Origin of the sequence: Roseibium album (assembly GCF_001404515.1) — a bacterium.
In the GTDB taxonomy this organism is placed as follows: domain Bacteria; phylum Pseudomonadota; class Alphaproteobacteria; order Rhizobiales; family Stappiaceae; genus Roseibium; species Roseibium album.
Genome location: NZ_CXWE01000002.1, coordinates 189,495 through 209,115, shown reverse-complemented (window position 1 = coordinate 209,115; position 19,621 = coordinate 189,495). Strand labels below are relative to the sequence as shown.

Sequence of the window (19,621 nt, the reverse complement as noted above, 5' to 3'; positions counted from 1 at the left end):
TTCAGGCCGCTCAAACGTAATTGATAGGAATACGAATGACACACTGGTTTATTCCCGAAAAAAGTGCCGGTGCCTGAAAGGACTGAAAATGAGCAAGTTGATCGCCCTTGGTTTCGCATTTTTCCTCTTCTTTCCCGTGTTTGAAACCGGCCTTTCAAAAGAGCTGTTCCTGTCATCGGCGATCGCTGACGACGACGATGGTGATGATGATGGCGACGACGACGATGACAGTGACACGAACTCAGGACAAGGGACCGGAGCAGGTTCAGGTTCTGGCGCGCAGCAACGGACCTTGCCGCGTTCGGACCGATCGGCCTCCGGTGTTTCAGGTGCGGGCTCGATCTTCGCGCCATTGCGGAGGTTGCTTGGCGCGGGCGACAGGCCGGCGTCGCAACCGCGCAGGACGACGGCTCCACCGGTTCTTTTCGTGGCCGGCGAAATTATTGTTCTGAACATCAATACCGAAGATCTGCAAAGCCTCCTGGATGAAGGTTACAGGGTTCTGGAGCAACGCTCCGTCGTGCGCGGCCAAGACTACTACCGGCTGGCGGTGCCCGACGGCCTGCCGCTGCAGGATGCACGAGATGCCGTCCGGTCGCTACCCTCGGTCGGGGACACGGATTACAATCATTTTTACCGGCCCGAGAGCGAGGGCACGACATGCGTCGGTGAGACTTGTGCAGCTTTTCAGCTTGTAAACTGGCCTGACCCGGTTCGCCGGGACGAAGCCTCGTGCACCCGGTCCGGGGCCATTGGTATGATCGATACCGGTATCAACGAAAAGCATCCTGTATTCGCCGGCGCCGACCTGACCGTCCAGCGGCAGACGCGTGACCAGCGTCCTGCTTCAAAGGCCAGTCATGGCACCGCGGTTGCAGCGTTGCTGGTCGGACAGCCGGGAACGCGGGTTCCGGGACTGCTGCCAAATGTGCGCCTGGTCGCCGTTGATGCATTCCACCGGGCGGGACGTGATGAACGGGCAGATGCCTTTACGCTTGTGGCAGCGCTTTACAGTCTTGCCGCGCAAAATGTCTCCGTGATCAACCTCAGCCTTGCCGGACCGCAAAACACCGTCGTCGGTGCGGCGCTGCGGGATCTGGCCAGGCAACAGAACGTTGCCATCGTCGCTGCGGCGGGAAACAACGGCCCGAATGGGGAGCCGGTCTATCCGGCAGCCTATGAGGAGGTGCTTGCGGTCACCGCGGTCGATCGGAACAAGCGCGTCTATCGCCGCGCCAACCGGGGTGCCTATATCGATCTGGCAGCCCCGGGTGTGAATGTCTGGACCGCTGCCTCGGTCAAGGGGGCGAAATGGAAAACAGGAACATCTTTTGCAGTCCCCTTTGCATCGGCAGCTGTCGCCTTGCTGCGGGCGCGTCACACCGAAAAGACACCTGAAGAGATTTACGAACTTCTGAGGGCGAGCGCACACGATCTGGGGGAGAGCGGCCATGATCCGGTTTATGGCGCAGGGTTGTTGCAGGCAGAGGGTCTTTGCTGAGCACACCGGAAGCAGAACGTCTGCTTCCGGGTTTTCTCTAAAATGACAACCGGTGTTTCCGTGAGTTGATCGAATTTCACGAAGGGTCATTTTTCGCCAGAATCACAAGTGTTGTTCCGTGGTCAGTTGCAAGCTCCTGCAAGCGCAACGCCAGACAGTCATTGCCGCTCAGGCTGTCGTCATGAACGATGAGCAATTTGGGTTTTCTCAAAAGAGCACGTGCAATGCGGATCCTGACCCGTTCGGACTCAGGCATTTTTTGTGTCACGCCTGCCGTCCAGTCTTCGTCCAGTCCCAAAGACGATCTGACGGCAGCCTGCTCGTCGCCGCATGGATCCCTTCTGGCGCCGAACAGGAAGGCGGGGCGGTTTTTCTGATAGGCAGGGATCCCGTTTTCGGGAGAGAGCAGCGCGACGTTGCGCCAAAGCGATTTCCGGCCGATATCGGCGAAGGTGACACCGTCAATCAAAATTCGCTCTTGTGACGGCCTTCTGGTCAGACCGCTCAGGCTCAAGGCGATGTGCCTCAGGTCCCTTGTGTTGTCGTGGCAGATCCTGGTGCAGGCGCCAGCTTCAATTCCGGCCGACAATTTTTCGCCCGACGGCAATTCAAGCAAGACGATTTCGATCGACTTTTGCCAGTCGGGGACCTGTTCCGCCACGGTCTTGAATGGTGCGAGCGTCGGCAGATTGAAGACCCTTTGCAGTTTGTCACGCGCAACCCTGTACGCCTCGAAGAACTCCAGTCCTGCAGCTCCGGATTCAAGCTGCGTTGACACGAAACCGAAAATCAAAAGGAACAGCGCGATTTTTCCGCCCTCAATGCCTTCCGTCAACGCAAAGACACCAGCGGCGCAGGGAAATGTTGCGCGGCTCAGTGCGCGCATCGCGCCGGACCAGGTCGCGCGGGTGACGAGCAGGTTGCAAACTTCGGTGCTTGTCCGGGTGAGCCTGTCTGTCACGGGTGCGAGTTTGCCATGCATCAACAGCGGCAAGCGCTCTGGCAGTGCCCGTCCCAGCAGGACGGCGAGACGTCCGCGCTTCTGACGCGATCGCCTGATGCTTTTACGCAGCGGGGCCAGCGCGAGGGCAATGCCAAGCGTCCAGAGGGCCAGGCAGGACACCAGCGGGACCAGGAAGGAACGTTCCGCCAGTGCGAGCCACAATGTCAATGTGAGCAGGGAAGCTGCCAGCGTTACCAGGGCCAGCAGACCTCTGGAGAGCCAGAGCTTGACGGCACCAAGGTCATTTACCAGACGCGTCAGTGACAGTCCGAGTTCAGGGGACTTGCCGTCAAACGGCAGCAACAGCACATGCCGGGCGTAACACACCCTCACATCGTGCACGTAAGAAAGAGCAAAGCGCTCGGCTGTCCTGTGCTGGACAACAAATGAAACGAACCCGGTCAGGGCCGCGGCGACAAGAGCCGGCGCAACGGGCAGGCCATGGATGTTCTTTGCCCCTGTGAGAAGAGCGGCGGCGCTGCTTGAAAGCGCAATGGCGCCAAGCGTCTGAACAATCCCGATGAGGATCAACCCGGTGCAAACGATGACGCGCCGGACATTCCACAGGGGTGGAATGCCCGGATCAGCTTTTTGGCGCGGCATGTCACTGCGCCGCTACAAGCCGGCCGGACACCGTGTTGTCCATGATGCCGGAAATGGTCACGGGGCTTTGCAGGTCTGCCAGGGAATACGCAGGTATGTTCAGGTTCACCGTCGCTTCGCGAACGGCCAGCGGCGACCGCATCACTGAACCGGAAATTCCGAGCACCTGATAGCCGTGAGCCTCGAGCCTGTTGACCCCGGCAACAGCGCCGAGCGCATCTCCGGCCGCGAAGACGACGCTGTCAAACAGGGAGTGCATCAGCGGGCTTGCCGCGAGCTGACGTGTTTCGTCCTGATAGAGGCCGTCCGCGATCTCGACGACGGCAACGTCGCAATCGGATCTGTGCAACGTTCTCAACAGGTTCCGGGTTGTTCCGACGATCGTGTCGAGCGGCGTACCGAAGGTTGTGGCGAGGCCGCCATCGGTGAAATCGAGCACGTGGGCAGCACCAGAATCCTGCATCAGCCAGGGGTCTCCGCCGGCGGCTGTTCCGGTGACCTTTACGGCTCCCACCGTATAGCCACTGGCCGCAAAACCGCGCACAAGGGAGGCTGCAGTCGCTGTCTTGCCGGCATTCATGGAAGTGCCGAAAACGCCGAAGACAGCGGCCGGCATCGGACAAGCCACCGTTGGCAGGGCGAACTGCTTCAGGTTGACCACCGTTCCATCGGAATGACACAGGACGCCGACCGGTTCAATCCCGGTGGGCCCGGACAACCTGTCGTGCCATGACACCGCGCAGGCCGCAATCCCGCCGGCAGCTACCATGTGGCACGGTTCCAGCGTTTCGGGAACGTAGGCTTCGTATTGATCGGGAGCATACCTGTTGCCGTAGGCAAGGAGGATTTCGTCACCTTCGTGCAGCGTGGCTTTCCGGCCGTTCGGCAGTTCGATACGCTTGTGCGATCCGATTGCCTGGACCCGTGCCAGAACCAGGTCGCCCGGCTCCGGCCTGAAGGCAGTCTTGACGATGTGGGTGCACTCGGCAAGGTTCACGCGGCGCACGGCATAAGAGCGTTTGGCTGCCATCAGGCGGCAAGGGGCAATCGGTTCCATATCGGTCTCTCTCAAAAAGTATCGAGCCGCAACAGCGCGGTCATGAGGGAAACGGATCGGATGACGGATTATTCCCGACGGGGAATTTCTTTTTCGACTGGCAGCATGAAGGTGCCGTGGCGCGGCGCCATTTGAGCGCGGTTACGTTGATGTTATTCGGCGAACTTGATGCCCACTGTTCCGAATTGTCCGAAGTCGGCATGTATTTCAGTGCCTGCGGGGCACTCGATTGGCCGGATGAAGCTACCGGAGAGGATAATGTTTCCGGGTTCGATGTTCTGGCCATATCCGGCCATGCGACGCGCCAGCCATGCGACACTCTCGGCCGGGTCGTTGAGCACGCCGGCACCCAGGCCCGTTTCCTCGATGTCACCGTTGCGAAAAACCAGCGCACCGACCCAGCGCAGGTCGAAGGCGTCTGCCGGATGACGTTTGTTACCGAGAACCACACCCGCATTGGAGGCATTGTCGCTGATGGTGTCATGGACCGTCCGGACCTTGCCTGTTTCAGGATCGGCCCGCTGAATCCGGGTGTCCAGGATTTCAATGGACGGGGCGACATGCCCGGTGGCCGCCAGAACGTCATCCCGTGTCACATTCGGGCCACCGATTGCTGCCTTCATGATGAAAGCGATTTCAGCCTCGATGCGCGGCTGGATGAACCGGCCGCCGGGAACCGTTCCCCCGTTCTGAAATGCCATGTCGTCGAACAGGATGCCGCTGTCGGGAATGTCGATCCTGAGCGCGGATTGCATGGCCCTGGAGGTCAAGCCGATCTTCCAGCCGATGACCTTTCGTCCCTCGGCAAGCTTTTGCGCATAGATCGCATTCTGGATGGCATAGGCATCGTCCATGCCGATTTCCGGATGACGGAGCGACAGAAGCCCGATCTGCTCTCCGGTCCTTTCCGCCTCAAGCAGGTCGGCGGCTGCTCTTGCGTGATCGTCCGGTGTCATTGTTCGTCCTCCACGCCGTTGCGTAGAACACCGATCCCGTCCACCTCTATTTCGACCACGTCGCCGGGTTTCAGATAACGCGGCGGATCGAAGCGCGCGCCGGCGCCGGTCGGCGTTCCGGTGACGATGATGTCGCCCGGCATGAGCGTCATGAAGGTGGAGATATAGGCAATCTCCTCGCGGACCGGGAACATCATGCGCTTCAGATAATCGTCCTGCCGAACCTCTCCGTTCACACGGGTGATAATCCGGGCTTCATCCAGCTGGGAAGCATTCCTGAACGGTACCAGCCAGGGGCCAAGGGCGCCGGACCTGTCCCAGTTCTTGCCCTGGGTGACATTGAACTTGGCGTGCCGCACCCAGTCACGGATCGTGCCTTCGTTGCACAGGGTCAGCGCGGCGATGTGGTCGTATGCGTCTTCCGCGCGGATCCGACGGCCTTTCTTGCCGATAACAATCGCGACCTCGCCCTCGTAATCCAGCGTGTGGTTTTCAGGCGGCCGGACCAGGGGGCGGTCATGGCCGGTAAAGCCGCTGGCAAAGCGCGGGAAAAGGGACATGTATTCGGGCTGCGCACTGCCATCCTTGTATTCCGCGTTTCGATCCGGAAAGTTGACGCCGACGCACAGGATCCGTGGCGCATTCGGCAGGACCATCTCGTAGGAGAAACTTGCATGCGTGACCGGCCGTCCCTCGGCGGCGGCAGAAAGGGTGTCCAGACCATTGGCCGCCACTGCGTCATAGAGGGTCGGCCATTCGGGAAAGAGAGGGGAAAGGCAGATCGCACCGGCATCGGTTATCGCCCCGTAAAAGGTCTCGCCATCCGTGGTATAGGTCGAAAACCGCATTCTCATGTTCCTCGAAGGGGCCTGACGGTGGGTGCGCCGAGAACGTCAAAAACCTGAAAACCGTTCCGCGGGCCGGGGTTGCGGAAAGTTCGGGTGCTACGAGCGGCGCTATTTTTTCTTAACAGCACAATATTTGCTATGTTAAATATATTGAGATCGCGATGTCAAACTTTTTGTGTCCAACCGCACCACAATTCGCTATGAGCCGACAATGACCGACGATCTGAATGCCACTGGCGCCCTTGCGCTGCCTTCAACGAAACGCTCCGTTCCGATCGCCCTGATCCGGGCGCGGGAAAAGGTCATGGGCCCGATACGCGAGATGCTGTCGGATTGCGGCATCACCGAGCAGCAGTGGCGGATCCTCAGGGTTCTTGAGGAGTTCGGTCCGCAGGACGCGTCATCACTGGCCGAGCGGGCCTGCCTGCTCTTGCCGAGCCAGACCCGGATCGTGCAGACGCTCCTGGAAAAGGGTCTTGTGACCCGACAGGCGGACGAGAAGGACCGGCGCAAGCAGACGGTCGCCATCACCGGGGCCGGTCAGGCGATCATCCACGACAAGCTGGACCAGGCACAGGCCATCGCGACCCGCATCGAGGAGGTCATCGGCAAGAAGCGCCTGGCGGAGCTGCTGGATATTCTGGAAGACTTCCAGAAGCTGTAGATACAACCTGTGGATAAGCGATCATCGATGGCGCGTTAGACTATTAAAAACACCTTCACTGCCGCCGCATTGCCACCCGTTACGAGAAGCGGGCCGCCAACTTCCTTACCTTCGTGAAGCTCGCGGCGATCCGCCTTTGGCTACGCGTTTATGAGTCCACGGCCTAGTCCACCCCAGATACTATGGGGCGCACTCCGCTCCAAAGCGCGTTTCGGGCGGCACGTTGAGTAATCACTCCAAATCGGAAATAGCCTAACTTCAAAACAAGGACAAACAAAGCAGCAGATCACATGCTACAAAAACACGCAGATGCTTCAGGTATCAGTAGGCCTGCGCTATGAATTTTTTTCTTGAAAGCTGATGTCTCCAAGAAAACAGAGCATTTATCGCCGTGACAAGAAGTTGCCGTTTTTCGATATCTGACGCATCGGTCGCTACAAAAATTGCTGCTGCCAGTAGATCAAAAGCACTTAGGTCGTAACCGTATTGTCGCGCTATTCCCGCATTGAAGACTAGTTGACGAGATCTCGTGATTCTGTCTCCCATTGAACGCAGTTCTGCTAGGCGCGTGAGTAGTAACGTAACTGACTTTTGGTCCAGATTTGATGCTGTTGCTCCAACAACGCCATAAACCGAATTCACAATCTCTCCGGAATTTTGTGCGAAACTGCTTTCTGAAGAGAGTGTAGCAAGCTGTTCAGGGGAAAACATGAGCGCCATAAAAATTTCTCTATGGTGTTCATTAAATTCCACAATGTTGCCTTCACAATTATGGTCGGTCGATGAGTCGAGATCGGTCGGCAACGTTGCGATTGCGTGTTCTTGAAGCGCAGAAATATTTGAAGAAACGATGAACTCTAAAACGGCGTTAGTGTAAACAATTCTACAGTTGCTTTCCTCGAACTCCCGAGCGAAATTTAATGCAGTTGACATGAAATTTGGGACAAGGTCATAGCGACCTCTCATTTGTAGTTCGCGAACAATCTGCTTAACTTCCGAAACGCCCTTACCTTTTTCATGGTACCTGCGCATAGTTAGATGCAAGGCTTTTTCATTTTTTTGCACTAATTCGCTTGTGATTTTTTCGTAGATAGCCTCTTGACTCTTTAGCTTCTCAAATTCGTTCAAATAAATTTTTTGAAGATCCTGGCTTGGGAAGAACGCGAGCAAACGTCTAGCCAAACTGAAATTTCTATCCAAGATAAGCTGGCTGATAAATTTAGAGCTAACGCTGTCACTATCTGCCTGATCTTTGATCCATTCAGAGATTATCTTAGCCTCGTAACCGGACTTTGATTGCTTTCCAAATTTTTCAATTCGTCGAACAACTCTATGCAAAACTAAAATTTTTCTATCTATCTTGGCGGTATTGCCTTCAAAGTCTTCGATGAAATTCATAAATTCATGGAAATCCTTAGATCTATTTTCCACAATGCTTACGTAGATCAACCACTCAACGGCCGCATTTATTGGTCTCGCACTTGAAAATGCGCCTGAGCCTATCCGTTCAGGATAAGCCATGCGAAAAAAATGTTTGGCGGACTCGATGTCTCCTTCCAACGAATAGTAAACCGACAGATCTGCCCAAATCTTCAGTTGAGTCGAAGGTAGCCGTGCCAACCCTTCGGTCGGAATTTGTCGGATTTTGGACTGTTGCTTCAACGATACTGCGACATCTGAAGCTACGTGAGCTGCACACTCAAGATCTTTGTCGACCATGCAGCCCAAAAAAAGATCAAATAATGTGTCATTGCTTGTTTCACTTAATATTACTTGTGATGAAGTAAAATAAAAAAATCCAGTAACAACGCCAAATATCAAAAATCGGCTCAATTTAGACATAAGAGTTACCTGATTAGTCTTTCTAAGAGCAAGTTTGTTAATAACCAAAAAACAACCTCCTGTAGAATGCTCTTTTTGCATGTTCTTTAAGCATCACCAATGCTGGGTTTTGAATTCTTTGAGCGACTTTTTGTGCGACAGCCTAGAGGTTCAATCGCAATTATTAGCATTCCATTTACAACGGATTTCTTGGATTTTCTGGCATTAGTTAATATGACCCGAGCTTATGCTGTATTTGTACGTAGGAGGGTCTGATCAGCCCAATATTCAATTGAATTGGTGACGAGAGGTTCAGCACTCTCTTTTTTCTTGGTCAGCGTTTTTTGAAAGAGTTCAGCAGGCGAAACTCAAGGGTTTTGACTTCACGCCCATGTTTGAAATCTGATCCTTGCCGAAGCCTCGCCAAAGAAACGGAAACGGTTTTTCGGTTCCATGGCTTCGAGCAGTCGGTCCGCGCGGGAATTTTGGTGACGCGGGTCCTGCATGCCGGTTGCAGTTGATCTTCAGCAAGCCAGTTTGCCAAAGCTCAGATTAAGTATAGAGAAGAAACAATGCCCTATTTCATGACGACGAGTTACAGAAATATCCCCGACATAGACGAAGATAAATATTGGGATGATAGTTGGGGTGATATCGTGGATGATTTCATTCATCCTTTGAAATTTGGTCTAGAAATAGATGTGAGATTTTTTCCTAGGAGCGGCTTCTTAGAACAAAAAACAGCTATGATTCCTAACCTATTTAGCATCCAGTTTTGGTACTGCAGCGACGTAATCAGAGATGCCGTTGAGCGTTTGGAGCCGGGACGGCACTACTTTCATACTTATGTTTTACGCAATGCTCCAAACGGTGAGGAAATCGCACAACTCTACATCATCAACATCGTTGATCCAGTCGATGCGGTCGATGTTGAGCGGTCCGAGAATTTGCGAATCTACACAGACTCAACTGGAAAGGAAAAAATGTCTGTAAGCCCAGCATATTTGTCAAAAGATAAACGCGAAATCGCGTTGCACGGAGAGCTTGTCAAAGATCGTCATCTTTGGATCGGCCCGGGCGTTTATGGACCGGGGAATGCATTCGTATCTGATGAGTTGCACGACATTACTAAGCAAAACGACACTTCTCCTTCACCGCTCAGATTTTACCGCACCAAATAATTCCAATCTTGCATACTAGGAAAAAGCTTCGTGATTACCGATGACGAGATCGAGAGAGAGCGTGTAAAATCTCGTGCAGTGGTTGAAAAAATATTCGGCAGAACCGGTCTTATGCCCTGCATCGTTGTGTCGTGAACAGGACCCCCGCTGCACTCATTCTGCGCTCAACCCGCATCGTCCTTGACGGACTGCATCGACACGTGGGTGGAGGTGTTGCCGACATGGGGCAGTGAGGAAATGGTTTCGCCGAGGATCGCTCGGTAGCTGGCAATGTCTTTTGTGCGCACCTTCAGCAGGTAGTCGAAAGCACCGGCAATCATGTGGCACTGTTCGATTTCAGGCACCGCTCGGACGGCGTCGTTGAAGGCGCTCAGCGCCTGTTCGGTCGTGTCCTTGAGCTTGACCTCGACAAAGGCGATGTGTTCCAGCCCGAGTTTTGCCTGATCAATAACCGCCTTGTAGCCGCGGATATAGCCTTCCGCCTGCAGCCGCTTCAGCCTCACCTGGCAGGGGCTCTTCGACAGTCCCACGCGTTTTGCAAGGTCCGTCACGGGCAAACGGCCTTCCCGGCTGAGTTCTTTCAGGATTTTCTGGTCGAAGCGGTCAAGTTTCCCGACTTCCGTTTCTTTTGCCGTCATATGACCTGTCAAACCCTGTAATTTTGATTTTCTTGATTGCAAGATAGCACATCTCGGGAAAAGTGCCTTTTGAAGATTGAGTATAATGGCGGAAAGTTTCACCGATGAGGTTTTCCGTGCCAGACCTGACCGATATCCGCTCTTCCATCCGTGCCAATCACCTGCGCGGCGAAGCCGCCGTCCTTGCGGACCTCAAGGGGGCCGTGCCCGTGCCGCCAGATGTCCGGGAAAAGGCAAAAACCCGGGCAGTCACGCTGGTCGAGGCCATACGATCGGACACCAGGCCTGGCCTGATGGAGGTCTTCCTGGCCGAATACGGCCTTTCGAGCGAAGAGGGCATCGCGCTGATGTGTCTTGCCGAAGCTTTGCTTCGTGTGCCGGACGCGGAAACCATTGATGCGCTGATCGAGGACAAGATCGCGCCATCGGCCTGGGGTGAACATCTCGGCAAGTCCAGTTCGTCCCTGGTCAATGCGTCCACTTGGGCCCTGATGCTGACCGGAAAGGTGCTGCAGGAGGGTCAGGGCATGGCGGCCGTCCTGAAGAGCGCGATCAAGCGCGTCGGCGAGCCGGTGATCCGCACCGCCGTCGGGCGGGCAATGAAGGAAATGGGACGGCAATTCGTGCTTGGCGAAACGATTGCCGAGGCGGTCAAGCGTGGCGCGAAGAAGGAAGAGGAGGGTTATACCTATTCCTACGACATGCTCGGCGAGGCGGCGCTGACCGCGCGCGACGCGGACGCATTCTATACCTCCTATTCCGACGCGATCGGGAACCTTGCCCCGCTCTGCCGGTCAGATGACATCCGCAACAATCCGGGGATCTCGATCAAACTGTCGGCGCTGCATCCGCGCTACGAAGTCGGTCAGCGTGACCGGGTGATGAGCGAACTGGTCGCGCGCACGCTGGAGCTTGCGAAAATGGCCCGTGATGCCGGCATGGGGCTCAACATCGATGCGGAAGAAGCAGACCGGCTGGACTTGTCGCTGGACGTGATCGAGGCCGTGCTACGCGACCCGTCGCTGGCGGGCTGGGATGGTTTCGGTGTCGTCGTCCAGGCCTATGGCAAGCGGGCAGGTCCCGTGATCGACTGGCTCTACGAACTGGCGAGCGCGCTCGACCGAAAGATCATGGTGCGCCTCGTCAAGGGAGCGTATTGGGACACGGAGATCAAGCGGTCGCAGGTCGAGGGACTGTCCGGATTTCCCGTGTTCACGCGCAAGGCAGCGACAGATGTTTCCTATATCTGCTGCGCGCAGAAGATGCTGGGCATGACCGACCGGATCTATCCGCAGTTTGCGACCCATAATGCGCACACGGTTGCGGCAATCCTGGAGATGGCGGCCGATCCGTCCGCCTATGAGTTCCAGCGCCTTCACGGCATGGGCGAAGCGCTGCACGACCATGTGATGGCCGCAGGCAACAGCCGTTGCCGGATCTACGCGCCGGTGGGTGCCCATCGCGACCTTCTGGCGTACCTTGTCCGCAGGCTTCTGGAGAACGGTGCGAACAGCTCGTTCGTCAACCAGATCGTCGATACGCAGGTGTCGCCGGAAACGGTGGCCGCGGATCCATTCGAAACGCTGAGAACGGCTGCCGGAAAAAGCCCGATCGCCGAACCGGCTGATCTTTATGGTTCCGAACGGCAGAACTCGAAGGGCTGGGATCTCCACGATACGGACGATCTGGCCGGGATCGAGGCCGCGCGCTCGCCCTTCAGGACACACAAGTGGCACGTGGAACCGCTGATCCTCGGCGAAGTCGACAGCGCCGAGGTGAAGCCGGTAATAAATCCGGCGAACCATGAGGATGAAGTCGGCAGCGTGGTGCTTGCCTCGGAAACGGACGTCGAGACAGCGCTTGCCGGTGCGAAGGCGTGGCCGGCGTCCGCGGGCATGCGCGCGGAAGTGCTGAGACGTGCGTCCTGTCTTTATGAAGCGAATTTCGGCGAACTCTTTGCCGTCCTGACCCGGGAGGCCGGCAAGACACCGCTCGACGCGATCGCCGAGTTGCGCGAGGCGGTGGACTTCCTGCGTTATTACTCCGCCCGGGCCGAGGAACTCCGGATGCCGGCACGCGGCCTGGTTTCGTGCATTTCGCCCTGGAACTTTCCACTTGCGATCTTCACCGGACAGATTGCAGCAGCGCTTGCCGCGGGAAACGGTGTGCTGGCAAAGCCTGCAGACCCGACATCCCTGACCGCCAGTGTCGCGGTTCGTCTGTTGCACAAGGCGGGAGTCCCGCAAGCCTGCCTTCAATTGCTGCCTGGAAGGGGGTCAGTGGTCGGCGCGAAACTCAGCGCGGACCAGCGCATCAAGGGACTGTGTTTTACAGGCTCGACGGCGACTGCGCAGACGATCAACCGGGCCATGGCCGGTGCCCTCGATCCTTCGGCGCCGCTGATCGCCGAGACCGGTGGCCTGAATGCTATGATCGTCGACAGTACCGCGCTGCCGGAGCAGGCGATCAAGGACATCATCGCGTCCGCCTTCCAGTCGGCGGGTCAGCGCTGCTCAGCGCTGCGCCTACTTTATCTTCAGGAAGATATTGCCGAGCCGTTTCTGGAGATGCTCTACGGTGCCATGGACGAACTCGTTGTGGGTGATCCCTGGTCCTATCGCACGGATCTCGGTCCGGTTATCAACGAAGGTGCGCGTTCGGAAATTGATGCGCATGTCGAAACCGCGCGCAAAGAAGGGCGCCTTCTCAAGCAACTGGGCACACCTTCCGAAGGAACATTCGTCGGACCTGCTGTCATCAAGGTCGGCGGCATCGCGGACCTGACCAGGGAGATTTTCGGACCGGTGATGCATGTCGCAACATTCCGGTCTGATGAACTGGATGCGGTTGTTGATGCCATCAACGCGACCGAATACGGCCTGACCTTCGGCATGCACTCGCGGATCGACGACCGGGTCGAACAGGTCACGTCGCGGCTGAATGTCGGCAACATGTACATCAACCGGAACCAGATCGGAGCGATTGTCGGATCCCAGCCGTTTGGCGGTGAGGGGCTGTCCGGCACCGGTCCGAAGGCAGGCGGCCCGAACTATGTGCCACGGTTTGCAAAACCGGGCATGGAGACCCTGAAACCTGTTTCGGGACCCGAAGCTGACCCGGCGGACGTGACTGCGCTGCTCGCAAAGGCGAGGCAGCAGCGGTATCCAAGACTGGAATCGATTTCCCTGCCGGGTCCGACCGGTGAATCCAACCGGCTTTCAACTTTTGGCCGGGGTACTGTTCTTTGCCTTGGTCCAACAGCGGCTGCCGCGGATCGTCAGGCAGATACGGCACGGGCAAATGGCTGCACTGCGGTCGTTGTTGTTCCTGGAGCCAGCGGTGTGAGCAGCGTGGACGGGTTCCTTTCCCGAAAGGCGCTGGAAGACATCGACGGCTTTGATGCCGTCGCGCTTTGGAGCGAAACGGACGATCTCGCAACCACCCGCAGGCATCTGGCCAATCGGTCAGGCCGCCTGATCCCGCTCCTTGCGGAAGACGATCTGGCGGCACGGTGCCGGATGGAGCGGCATGTGTGTATCGACACGACGGCCGCCGGTGGCAATGCAAGTCTGCTTGCAGAGGCGAGTTAAACGACGGTTCCAAAGAACCCGGTTCGCAGCGCTTGTGCCGGGCAGCAGTTCACAAATGAACGCGCTGCCCGTATCGGGAATTGGTCGCCAAAGCGGACGTCGTCAGATGTCGTTTCGGAACCGCAGATTGTCCCGGCTCAACTGGTCCAGACTGGTGATTCCCATCAGCTTCATGTCGCGTTCGATTTCCGTTCGCAGATTGCCCAGGGCGCGTTCGACGCCGGCCTGGCCTGCGGCGGCAAGCGCATAGAGGTAGAGACGGCCGCCGGAGCATGCCTTTGCACCGACCGACAGGGCCTTGAGAACATGCGTGCCGCGCTGAATACCGCCTTCGCAGATCACATCTATCTTGTCGCCGACCGCATCGACGATTTCGGCAAGCTGGTCAAACGGACTGCGCGAACCGTCCAGCTGCCTGCCGCCATGGTTCGACACCATGATCCCTGTGCAGCCGATATCAACCGCCCGCTTGGCATCTTCAACGCTCATGATGCCCTTAAGAGCAAACTGCCCGTTCCATTTGGCGCAGAGCTCTTCGGCGTCTTTCCAGTTCATGGACTGGTCGAGCATCGTGGAAAAATAGTTGCCGACGGAAACGGCGACATTGGTTCCCTCGCTGACGTAACCGGACAGATGCGGCATGTCGAACTTGGGCTTGGTGTAAAAGTTCCACGCCCACATGGGATGCGCGGCAAAACTCAACAGGGATTCCAGAGTGAGTTTCGGCGGCGAGGTAAAGCCGGTCCTCAGGTCACGCTCCCTGTTGCCGCCGGTGATGGTGTCAACGGTAAGCGCCAGGACCTCGAAATTTGCCTCCCTTGCACGTTCCAGCAAGGCATCGTTCAAGCCACGGTCCTTGTGGAAGTAGAACTGGAACATCTTCGGCGTGTTGGCAATCGTTGAAATCTCTTCGACCGTAACGGTGGCAAGCGAAGACACACCGAACATCGTCCCGTATTTCGTTGCCGCACGCGCGACCGCGCGTTCACCGTCATGGTGAAACAGCCTTTGCAGGGCGGTCGGTGCGCAATAGACGGGCATGTCGAGTTTCTGACCCATGACCTCGACACTCATGTCGACGTTTTCGACGCCGGCAAGAACATTGGGAACCAGGTCGCAGGATGCATAGGCTTCGGTGTTGCGGCGGTAGGTCACTTCGTCGTCGGCTGCGCCGTCGATGTAGTGGAAGATCGGACCTGGAAGACGCTTTTTCGCGAGTTTCCTGAAATCCTGGAAATTGTTGCAGTCACTCAGTTTCACACCAGCACTCCCAATGGCCAGACAGTCGCGAAAATCGCGATTGGTATATTTTTCTTACCAATTTAACACAAGGAGCACAAGGCGGCATTCTGGCTGCCTTCCGGAAACGGACGATACGTCGAAATGGATGCTATTGGGAGGGACGTATGTTTTTGTGTTTTTTCAATGACTTATGATGAAATCGGTGGAGTCGGCGCGCCGAAAATCCGGCGAAAACGCAAAGGTTCTTTTCTCAGACGGCAAAAAACCCGGGGGCGATGAACCACCTCCGGGTGCCTTGTCCGATGTAATGTATCGATCCCAGATGCGCGCCTCGCTTTCCGATGTAACGAAAGTCGATGCGACCTGAGCTGCCTGTTCCAGTCAGTCTTCGTAGCGACCGAACAGTCCGTATGTATCGCATTCGCGCTGCAAAACATTGGCGGCGAGCGTCAGGGCTTTGCCATGGCGCGCGATCAGTTCCGTTCGGCGGACGGGATCATGCGTGGCTTCAATTGCGCCCCAGATTGCCGACAGCGTTTCTGATGTCTCGCGCAGTTTTGAAAGCGCTTCGGTGTCTTCCGCAGCCCTGGCAATGTTTCCTGCGGACACTGCACCAACACCCGGAACCGTCTGTACCCCGGAACCGACGTATCCGTCCGGGACCTCGCCCTTGACGTTGATCACCTTGCGATAGCGGATTGCACTCAGGATCTGGTCGACAGCCTGCCTGGCACCTTCGACCCGGGATGTATGTTCGGTATCGGCTGCAGCGTGGGGCAGCAGTTCCAACCGGTCAGGATAGGACTCAATCAGTGGCCGGTACGGCACCATCGGACCAAACAGGCTGCCGTCGTCGGCCACGAAAAGGTCGGCGTCGATGGCGGCATGGCGGACCTTGCCGCTTGCCAGGGCCACTGCGAGCGCATCGGTATCGACCACTTCGCCGCGATCGTAGTTGACGAGAACCGCTCCGTCGTTCAAGCGGCTCAGAACAGAAGTGCCGACAAGACCGGCATTGGCAAAGGTTCCGTCTGCTCCCTTGGCGCCAAGACCGGTGTGCGGCGACAGCACGTCCGCTCCTGCCGCAGCCTCTTCGGCAGTTGCGGCATAAACAAATCCTTCCGATTCGATCCAGTCCCGGTGATGCGCGCGCGCATGGATGGTGACCGTCATACCGAAGGCCTGGGCCAGCTTTGCAACTTCGCGGCCGATATTGCCATAGCCGATCACACCCATCCGTTTGCCTTCCAGCTTTTCGGTGGGATAGTCGCGCAGGTGCTTGCCGGTGTCGAAGTCACCCTTGACAACGCGGTCATGCATTTCGGCGACGTCGAGGTCCGGCATCACCTTGAGCAGGGATTTCATCACCATCTGCGCGGTCGCCCGGCTGTTGAAACTCGGTGTATTCATCAGCGGAGCCGATCCGCCGGTGCCGTTGCCGCCGCCCCAGCAGGCGCAGGTCATGTTGCCGGTGCCGGCACCGATGCGTACGCCGCCTTCCGGGAACGTTGCATTTTCAGGGAAGAATGTCGCCGCTGCGATCACCGCATCATACTGATTGCCGCAGCATGCTGCGGTCAGTTCCTCGTGCGTGCTGAGGTCCGGCAAATAGAAAAAATGCTGACCAGCCGGAAGGTTCGACCCGTCCCAACCTCCCGGAGTGAACGTGGCACCGCGGGCTTCAATGTGGGCACTGACCTCGGACGGGTCGGGTTGTCCGTCGGCACCGGGCTTCAAGCCGACCAGGTCCGCGATCAGAATGCGATAGGCGCGGTTCGGATCGTCCTTGCGTGTGGTGGTTTCTCCTGTCGCCTCGACTTCGAATGTCGTGCCGGTCTCGGCCAGGACTTCTTCCAGAACAACGACCTTGGCGCGGTAATAGGCATAGGTGATGTTTTCGAGCAGGGCGACGATGTCATCTGTATCGCGAATACCTCCGATCCAGGCCCGGTAATCGCCAGGGGTTCCGGGAAAGGCATTCACGTAACGCGCGGCGTCCAGCCCGGGCTCGTGCCAGCCGTTTGGATGTGTCAGGCCTTCGTATCCGAGTAGCTGCTTGGACCGCAAAATGATGCGGTTGTGAATGTCGGGATCGGTGATACCAGGGTCATTGATCCTGAGCAACGTGACTGCGGCGCCGCGCTTTTCAGCATTGTCGACACCTGGCTCCAGCAGGCTCTGACCGGCGAGCCAGTCATTGATGCACTGGCGGTTTGCAGCCGAGCGCCGGTTCATGACGGAAACCGGTCCAAACATGTTTTCAACGCGCAGCAAACCGTATGTGGTCTCGGCGAATGCAAGGGAGGAAAACGTGTTGATCACACCACCGGTCATCTTGTTGGCGTCCGGATCGTAGAAAGGACCTAGTCCGACGGTCTTGTCACCGGTCAGAGGCTTTTTCGCGTCTTTCGGCACGACTAGTTTCAACTGGCGTGCAATGGCCCAGGCCGGATTTTTCTGGTTGTCCTCGATTAGCTGCATGGCAGTGGGAGTGAAAGAGGCCAGGAAATAACCCGAAATCCCGCCGATCGCCTTCTGGAACGGCGTGAAAAGGCAGCACTTCGACATGAAGGCATCCACAACCTCCTGCGACCAGGGCATGGCACCCAGCATCGATGTTGCATCAATCATTGCGTGGCGGTTGTCCGGGTCGCGGTCCAACCAGGCGAGCAGCGAAACAACTTCTTCCTCCGTGTAGGTGGTTGCACCGGTGGTCTCGTGACCAACACCAACGAAGAGAGAAATGTTCAGGGCTTCCAGTTGATCAGCGCTTGGGATCGTTCCTTCACGACCGGCGAAGACAACGTTGTCCATGTGGCCGTTATTTGCAAACTGCTGCAGCTCCAGGATCTGCGTGCCCCAGCTCTGGCGGAAAAAACCGCCGGCCCTGGCGTCGTCCGATTCAGGCTTCGGGGTATCGACAAAGAGCTTCTGCCCCTCAAGATTCGGGTTCATCATGTGCATGATGGCGACCGTGAAGCCGCTGTGCCCACCACCCAGACCGACAGCAACCTGATTGGACTTCGGGAAACCGAAATAGCGGTGGATGTGGTGCATCATATCGAGAAGGATGGCATCCGCCGGATAGCCACGGTGCATGGATCTGCCGATTTCGGAGGTAGTGAACGGTCCGATGTCGTTGCCCTTGTCATCCAGTTTCCGATACGTGCTTTCAAGCCAACGATTGAACGCGAGGGTATTTTTGCGACCTTCCGCGTCGTCCAGCACCATGTCGGTGATCGGGCCGACGCCGAAAAAGGGGTTCTTGGTGCGTGCAGGTTGCCCTTTGCGGGTCATTTCAATGCAGTGTTCGCGTTGCGCAGCTAAATCGGACACGTTGACTCCCAGCTTGCTAGAGGAAATGGGTTCGCGAACCGGTGGAAGAAGACGTATTGGCGTCCTTCTTCTCAGGTTCGAAACCTAGAAACCGGGTTGCAAAGTAATCGGTTCGCAAGAAAGCAAATGTCGAAATTGCGATACAATTCCAGCAAAAAGCGTCTTCTCACGGATCGGCCAGCAAAGATTTCTAGTATCAATTTGACTGCATTGAGATCGTTAGCATCCCAAAAACGCGGTGATCAGATTTCCGACAAAGGTATCTTTGGTGTACGCGTCCGGAAGGCTTGTGTGAGCAGCTATGTCTATCTGGCGCGGCTCACTCAAGGCATTCAGGAACATGTTGATGGCGTCGATCGCTTCAACCGAGACCGGGTCGACGAGCATGATCGCATGTGCAAGAATGGCGTTTCGGCTTCTGTCGGCCTTGCTTCGGCGGATCCGCATGGCGGTTCCGGCAAATTTCAGGCCGTTGAGCTGTACATTGTACTCACCGTCACAAAAGGCGCCCGGCTTCCACCCCCGGCTGGCACCGGTTCCAAGAGCTTCTTCGATTGGTGTGCAGAGACGATCGTATTCCTGTTTCAGATCGACCGGTGTGCCGGACCGGGTGGCGTAGACGTGGGACACATTCAGTATGCCTGCGCCCTGCGGGGTCACGTCGCCTCCTGTACTGCGCACATTCACCGGCCAGCCTTCCGTTTCAAGCTTGTGTGATGCCTGTTCAAAGAGTGGATTGGTGGTCAGGTTCTTCGGCGCGACCAGGCATCTGGGGCATTCCCAGAACCACAGGTGCCGATGTTCGGGGTTGAGGCTGACGTCCTCCAGGAGCTCCAGTTCTCGCGCCAAAGCGTCTGCGGCATCCAGGAAGTCTACCAAGCGTCACCCTCATTCTGGTCGGACACATCGATCAGCAAAACGCTCTACTGTAACCTTGCCTAAAAGACAATCGGGTCCGGTACGGCTTCTCAAAGTCCGACACTGGCAATGAGCAGGAGGATTTCGGTTTTCGACTTTGGACACCAGGGGATTGGGGGAGGGAGGCTGCCGGCTTGCCTGCCGGGTCGTTTGCGGAACAGGCTGTTGCGTTTTTCGATCCAAAACCCGAAGTCTGGCGGAAAAATCACAGGAATTGGTCGACCTGACCCTTCACTTGGCTGCGGAATCCGATAGATCGGACG

General features: G+C 56.9%; 13 protein-coding genes and 1 pseudogene. 5 read left to right on the top strand and 9 right to left on the bottom strand.

All coding sequences use genetic code 11. The features are described from left to right. The first annotated feature begins 88 nt into the window (after positions 1–88). On the top strand, positions 89–1,501 hold the full coding sequence (locus LA5095_RS06215) for a S8 family serine peptidase (protein WP_055113117.1): 1,413 nt from the start codon (positions 89–91) through the stop codon (positions 1,499–1,501). Positions 1,502–1,577: 76 nt separating this feature from the next. Here the strand turns inward: LA5095_RS06215 and LA5095_RS06210 are convergent, their stop codons facing one another. From LA5095_RS06210 to LA5095_RS06195, 4 genes are all read right to left on the bottom strand, one after another. Continuing rightward, entirely contained in the window at positions 1,578–3,107 is a 1,530-nt protein-coding gene (locus LA5095_RS06210) for an ABC transporter ATP-binding protein (protein WP_055113115.1), read from the bottom strand. A gap of 1 nt (position 3,108) precedes the next feature. Beyond that, a complete protein-coding gene (locus LA5095_RS06205) occupies positions 3,109–4,164 on the bottom strand; it encodes a P-loop NTPase family protein (protein WP_055113113.1) in 1,056 nt (351 codons plus the stop codon). Between the two features lie 152 nt (positions 4,165–4,316). Continuing rightward, positions 4,317–5,120, bottom strand: coding sequence for a 2-oxo-hept-4-ene-1,7-dioate hydratase (gene hpaH / locus LA5095_RS06200; protein ID WP_055113111.1), 804 nt, complete (start codon positions 5,118–5,120; stop codon positions 4,317–4,319). Continuing rightward, a complete protein-coding gene (locus tag LA5095_RS06195; RefSeq protein WP_055113109.1) occupies positions 5,117–5,968 on the bottom strand; it encodes a fumarylacetoacetate hydrolase family protein in 852 nt (283 codons plus the stop codon). The genes hpaH and LA5095_RS06195 overlap by 4 nt, the downstream gene beginning before the upstream one ends. A 211-nt stretch (positions 5,969–6,179) precedes the next feature. Here LA5095_RS06195 and hpaR point away from each other — a divergent pair, with 211 nt between their 5' ends. Beyond that, the gene (gene hpaR / locus LA5095_RS06190) at positions 6,180–6,632 is read left to right on the top strand and encodes a homoprotocatechuate degradation operon regulator HpaR (protein WP_055113107.1); all 453 of its coding nucleotides are present in this window, start codon (positions 6,180–6,182) and stop codon (positions 6,630–6,632) included. A gap of 56 nt (positions 6,633–6,688) precedes the next feature. Next, positions 6,689–6,799 (top strand): annotated as a pseudogene (locus LA5095_RS32315) (IS5/IS1182 family transposase); the annotation flags it as partial. Between the two features lie 154 nt (positions 6,800–6,953). On the opposite strand, the gene LA5095_RS06185 reads toward LA5095_RS32315, so the two are convergent. Then, the gene (locus tag LA5095_RS06185; protein WP_144435933.1) at positions 6,954–8,474 is read right to left on the bottom strand and encodes a hypothetical protein; all 1,521 of its coding nucleotides are present in this window, start codon (positions 8,472–8,474) and stop codon (positions 6,954–6,956) included. Positions 8,475–9,025: 551 nt separating this feature from the next. Here LA5095_RS06185 and LA5095_RS06180 point away from each other — a divergent pair. Continuing rightward, a complete protein-coding gene (locus tag LA5095_RS06180) occupies positions 9,026–9,634 on the top strand; it encodes an imm11 family protein (protein WP_055113103.1) in 609 nt (202 codons plus the stop codon). A 164-nt stretch (positions 9,635–9,798) separates the two neighbouring features. Here LA5095_RS06180 and LA5095_RS06175 read toward each other — a convergent pair whose 3' ends face one another. After that, positions 9,799–10,272, bottom strand: coding sequence for an Lrp/AsnC family transcriptional regulator (locus LA5095_RS06175; protein ID WP_055113102.1), 474 nt, complete (start codon positions 10,270–10,272; stop codon positions 9,799–9,801). A gap of 104 nt (positions 10,273–10,376) precedes the next feature. Between LA5095_RS06175 and putA the strand changes: the two genes are divergently transcribed. Continuing rightward, the gene (putA, locus tag LA5095_RS06170) at positions 10,377–13,862 is read left to right on the top strand and encodes a bifunctional proline dehydrogenase/L-glutamate gamma-semialdehyde dehydrogenase PutA (RefSeq protein ID WP_055113101.1); all 3,486 of its coding nucleotides are present in this window, start codon (positions 10,377–10,379) and stop codon (positions 13,860–13,862) included. A 102-nt stretch (positions 13,863–13,964) separates the two neighbouring features. Here putA and LA5095_RS06165 read toward each other — a convergent pair whose 3' ends face one another. The 3 genes from LA5095_RS06165 to LA5095_RS06155 form a co-directional block, all read right to left on the bottom strand. After that, entirely contained in the window at positions 13,965–15,122 is a 1,158-nt protein-coding gene (locus LA5095_RS06165; protein ID WP_029061262.1) for an alpha-hydroxy acid oxidase, read from the bottom strand. Between the two features lie 363 nt (positions 15,123–15,485). Then, a complete protein-coding gene (locus LA5095_RS06160; protein ID WP_055113099.1) occupies positions 15,486–18,401 on the bottom strand; it encodes an NAD(P)-dependent oxidoreductase in 2,916 nt (971 codons plus the stop codon). A gap of 258 nt (positions 18,402–18,659) precedes the next feature. Further along, on the bottom strand, positions 18,660–19,319 hold the full coding sequence (locus tag LA5095_RS06155; RefSeq protein ID WP_208992577.1) for a lipoyl protein ligase domain-containing protein: 660 nt from the start codon (positions 19,317–19,319) through the stop codon (positions 18,660–18,662). Positions 19,320–19,621 lie beyond the last annotated feature (302 nt).

What these genes read in the sequence shown, in the direction of transcription:
- LA5095_RS06215 (WP_055113117.1), top strand. Translation starts at nt 89, where the DNA reads ATGAGCAAGTTGATCGCCCTTGGTTTCGCATTTTTCCTCTTCTTTCCC.
- LA5095_RS06210 (WP_055113115.1), bottom strand. Translation starts at nt 3,107, where the DNA reads ATGCCGCGCCAAAAAGCTGATCCGGGCATTCCACCCCTGTGGAATGTC.
- LA5095_RS06205 (WP_055113113.1), bottom strand. Translation starts at nt 4,164, where the DNA reads ATGGAACCGATTGCCCCTTGCCGCCTGATGGCAGCCAAACGCTCTTAT.
- hpaH (WP_055113111.1), bottom strand. Translation starts at nt 5,120, where the DNA reads ATGACACCGGACGATCACGCAAGAGCAGCCGCCGACCTGCTTGAGGCG.
- LA5095_RS06195 (WP_055113109.1), bottom strand. Translation starts at nt 5,968, where the DNA reads ATGCGGTTTTCGACCTATACCACGGATGGCGAGACCTTTTACGGGGCG.
- hpaR (WP_055113107.1), top strand. Translation starts at nt 6,180, where the DNA reads ATGACCGACGATCTGAATGCCACTGGCGCCCTTGCGCTGCCTTCAACG.
- LA5095_RS06185 (WP_144435933.1), bottom strand. Translation starts at nt 8,474, where the DNA reads ATGTCTAAATTGAGCCGATTTTTGATATTTGGCGTTGTTACTGGATTT.
- LA5095_RS06180 (WP_055113103.1), top strand. Translation starts at nt 9,026, where the DNA reads ATGCCCTATTTCATGACGACGAGTTACAGAAATATCCCCGACATAGAC.
- LA5095_RS06175 (WP_055113102.1), bottom strand. Translation starts at nt 10,272, where the DNA reads ATGACGGCAAAAGAAACGGAAGTCGGGAAACTTGACCGCTTCGACCAG.
- putA (WP_055113101.1), top strand. Translation starts at nt 10,377, where the DNA reads ATGAGGTTTTCCGTGCCAGACCTGACCGATATCCGCTCTTCCATCCGT.
- LA5095_RS06160 (WP_055113099.1), bottom strand. Translation starts at nt 18,401, where the DNA reads ATGACCCGCAAAGGGCAACCTGCACGCACCAAGAACCCCTTTTTCGGC.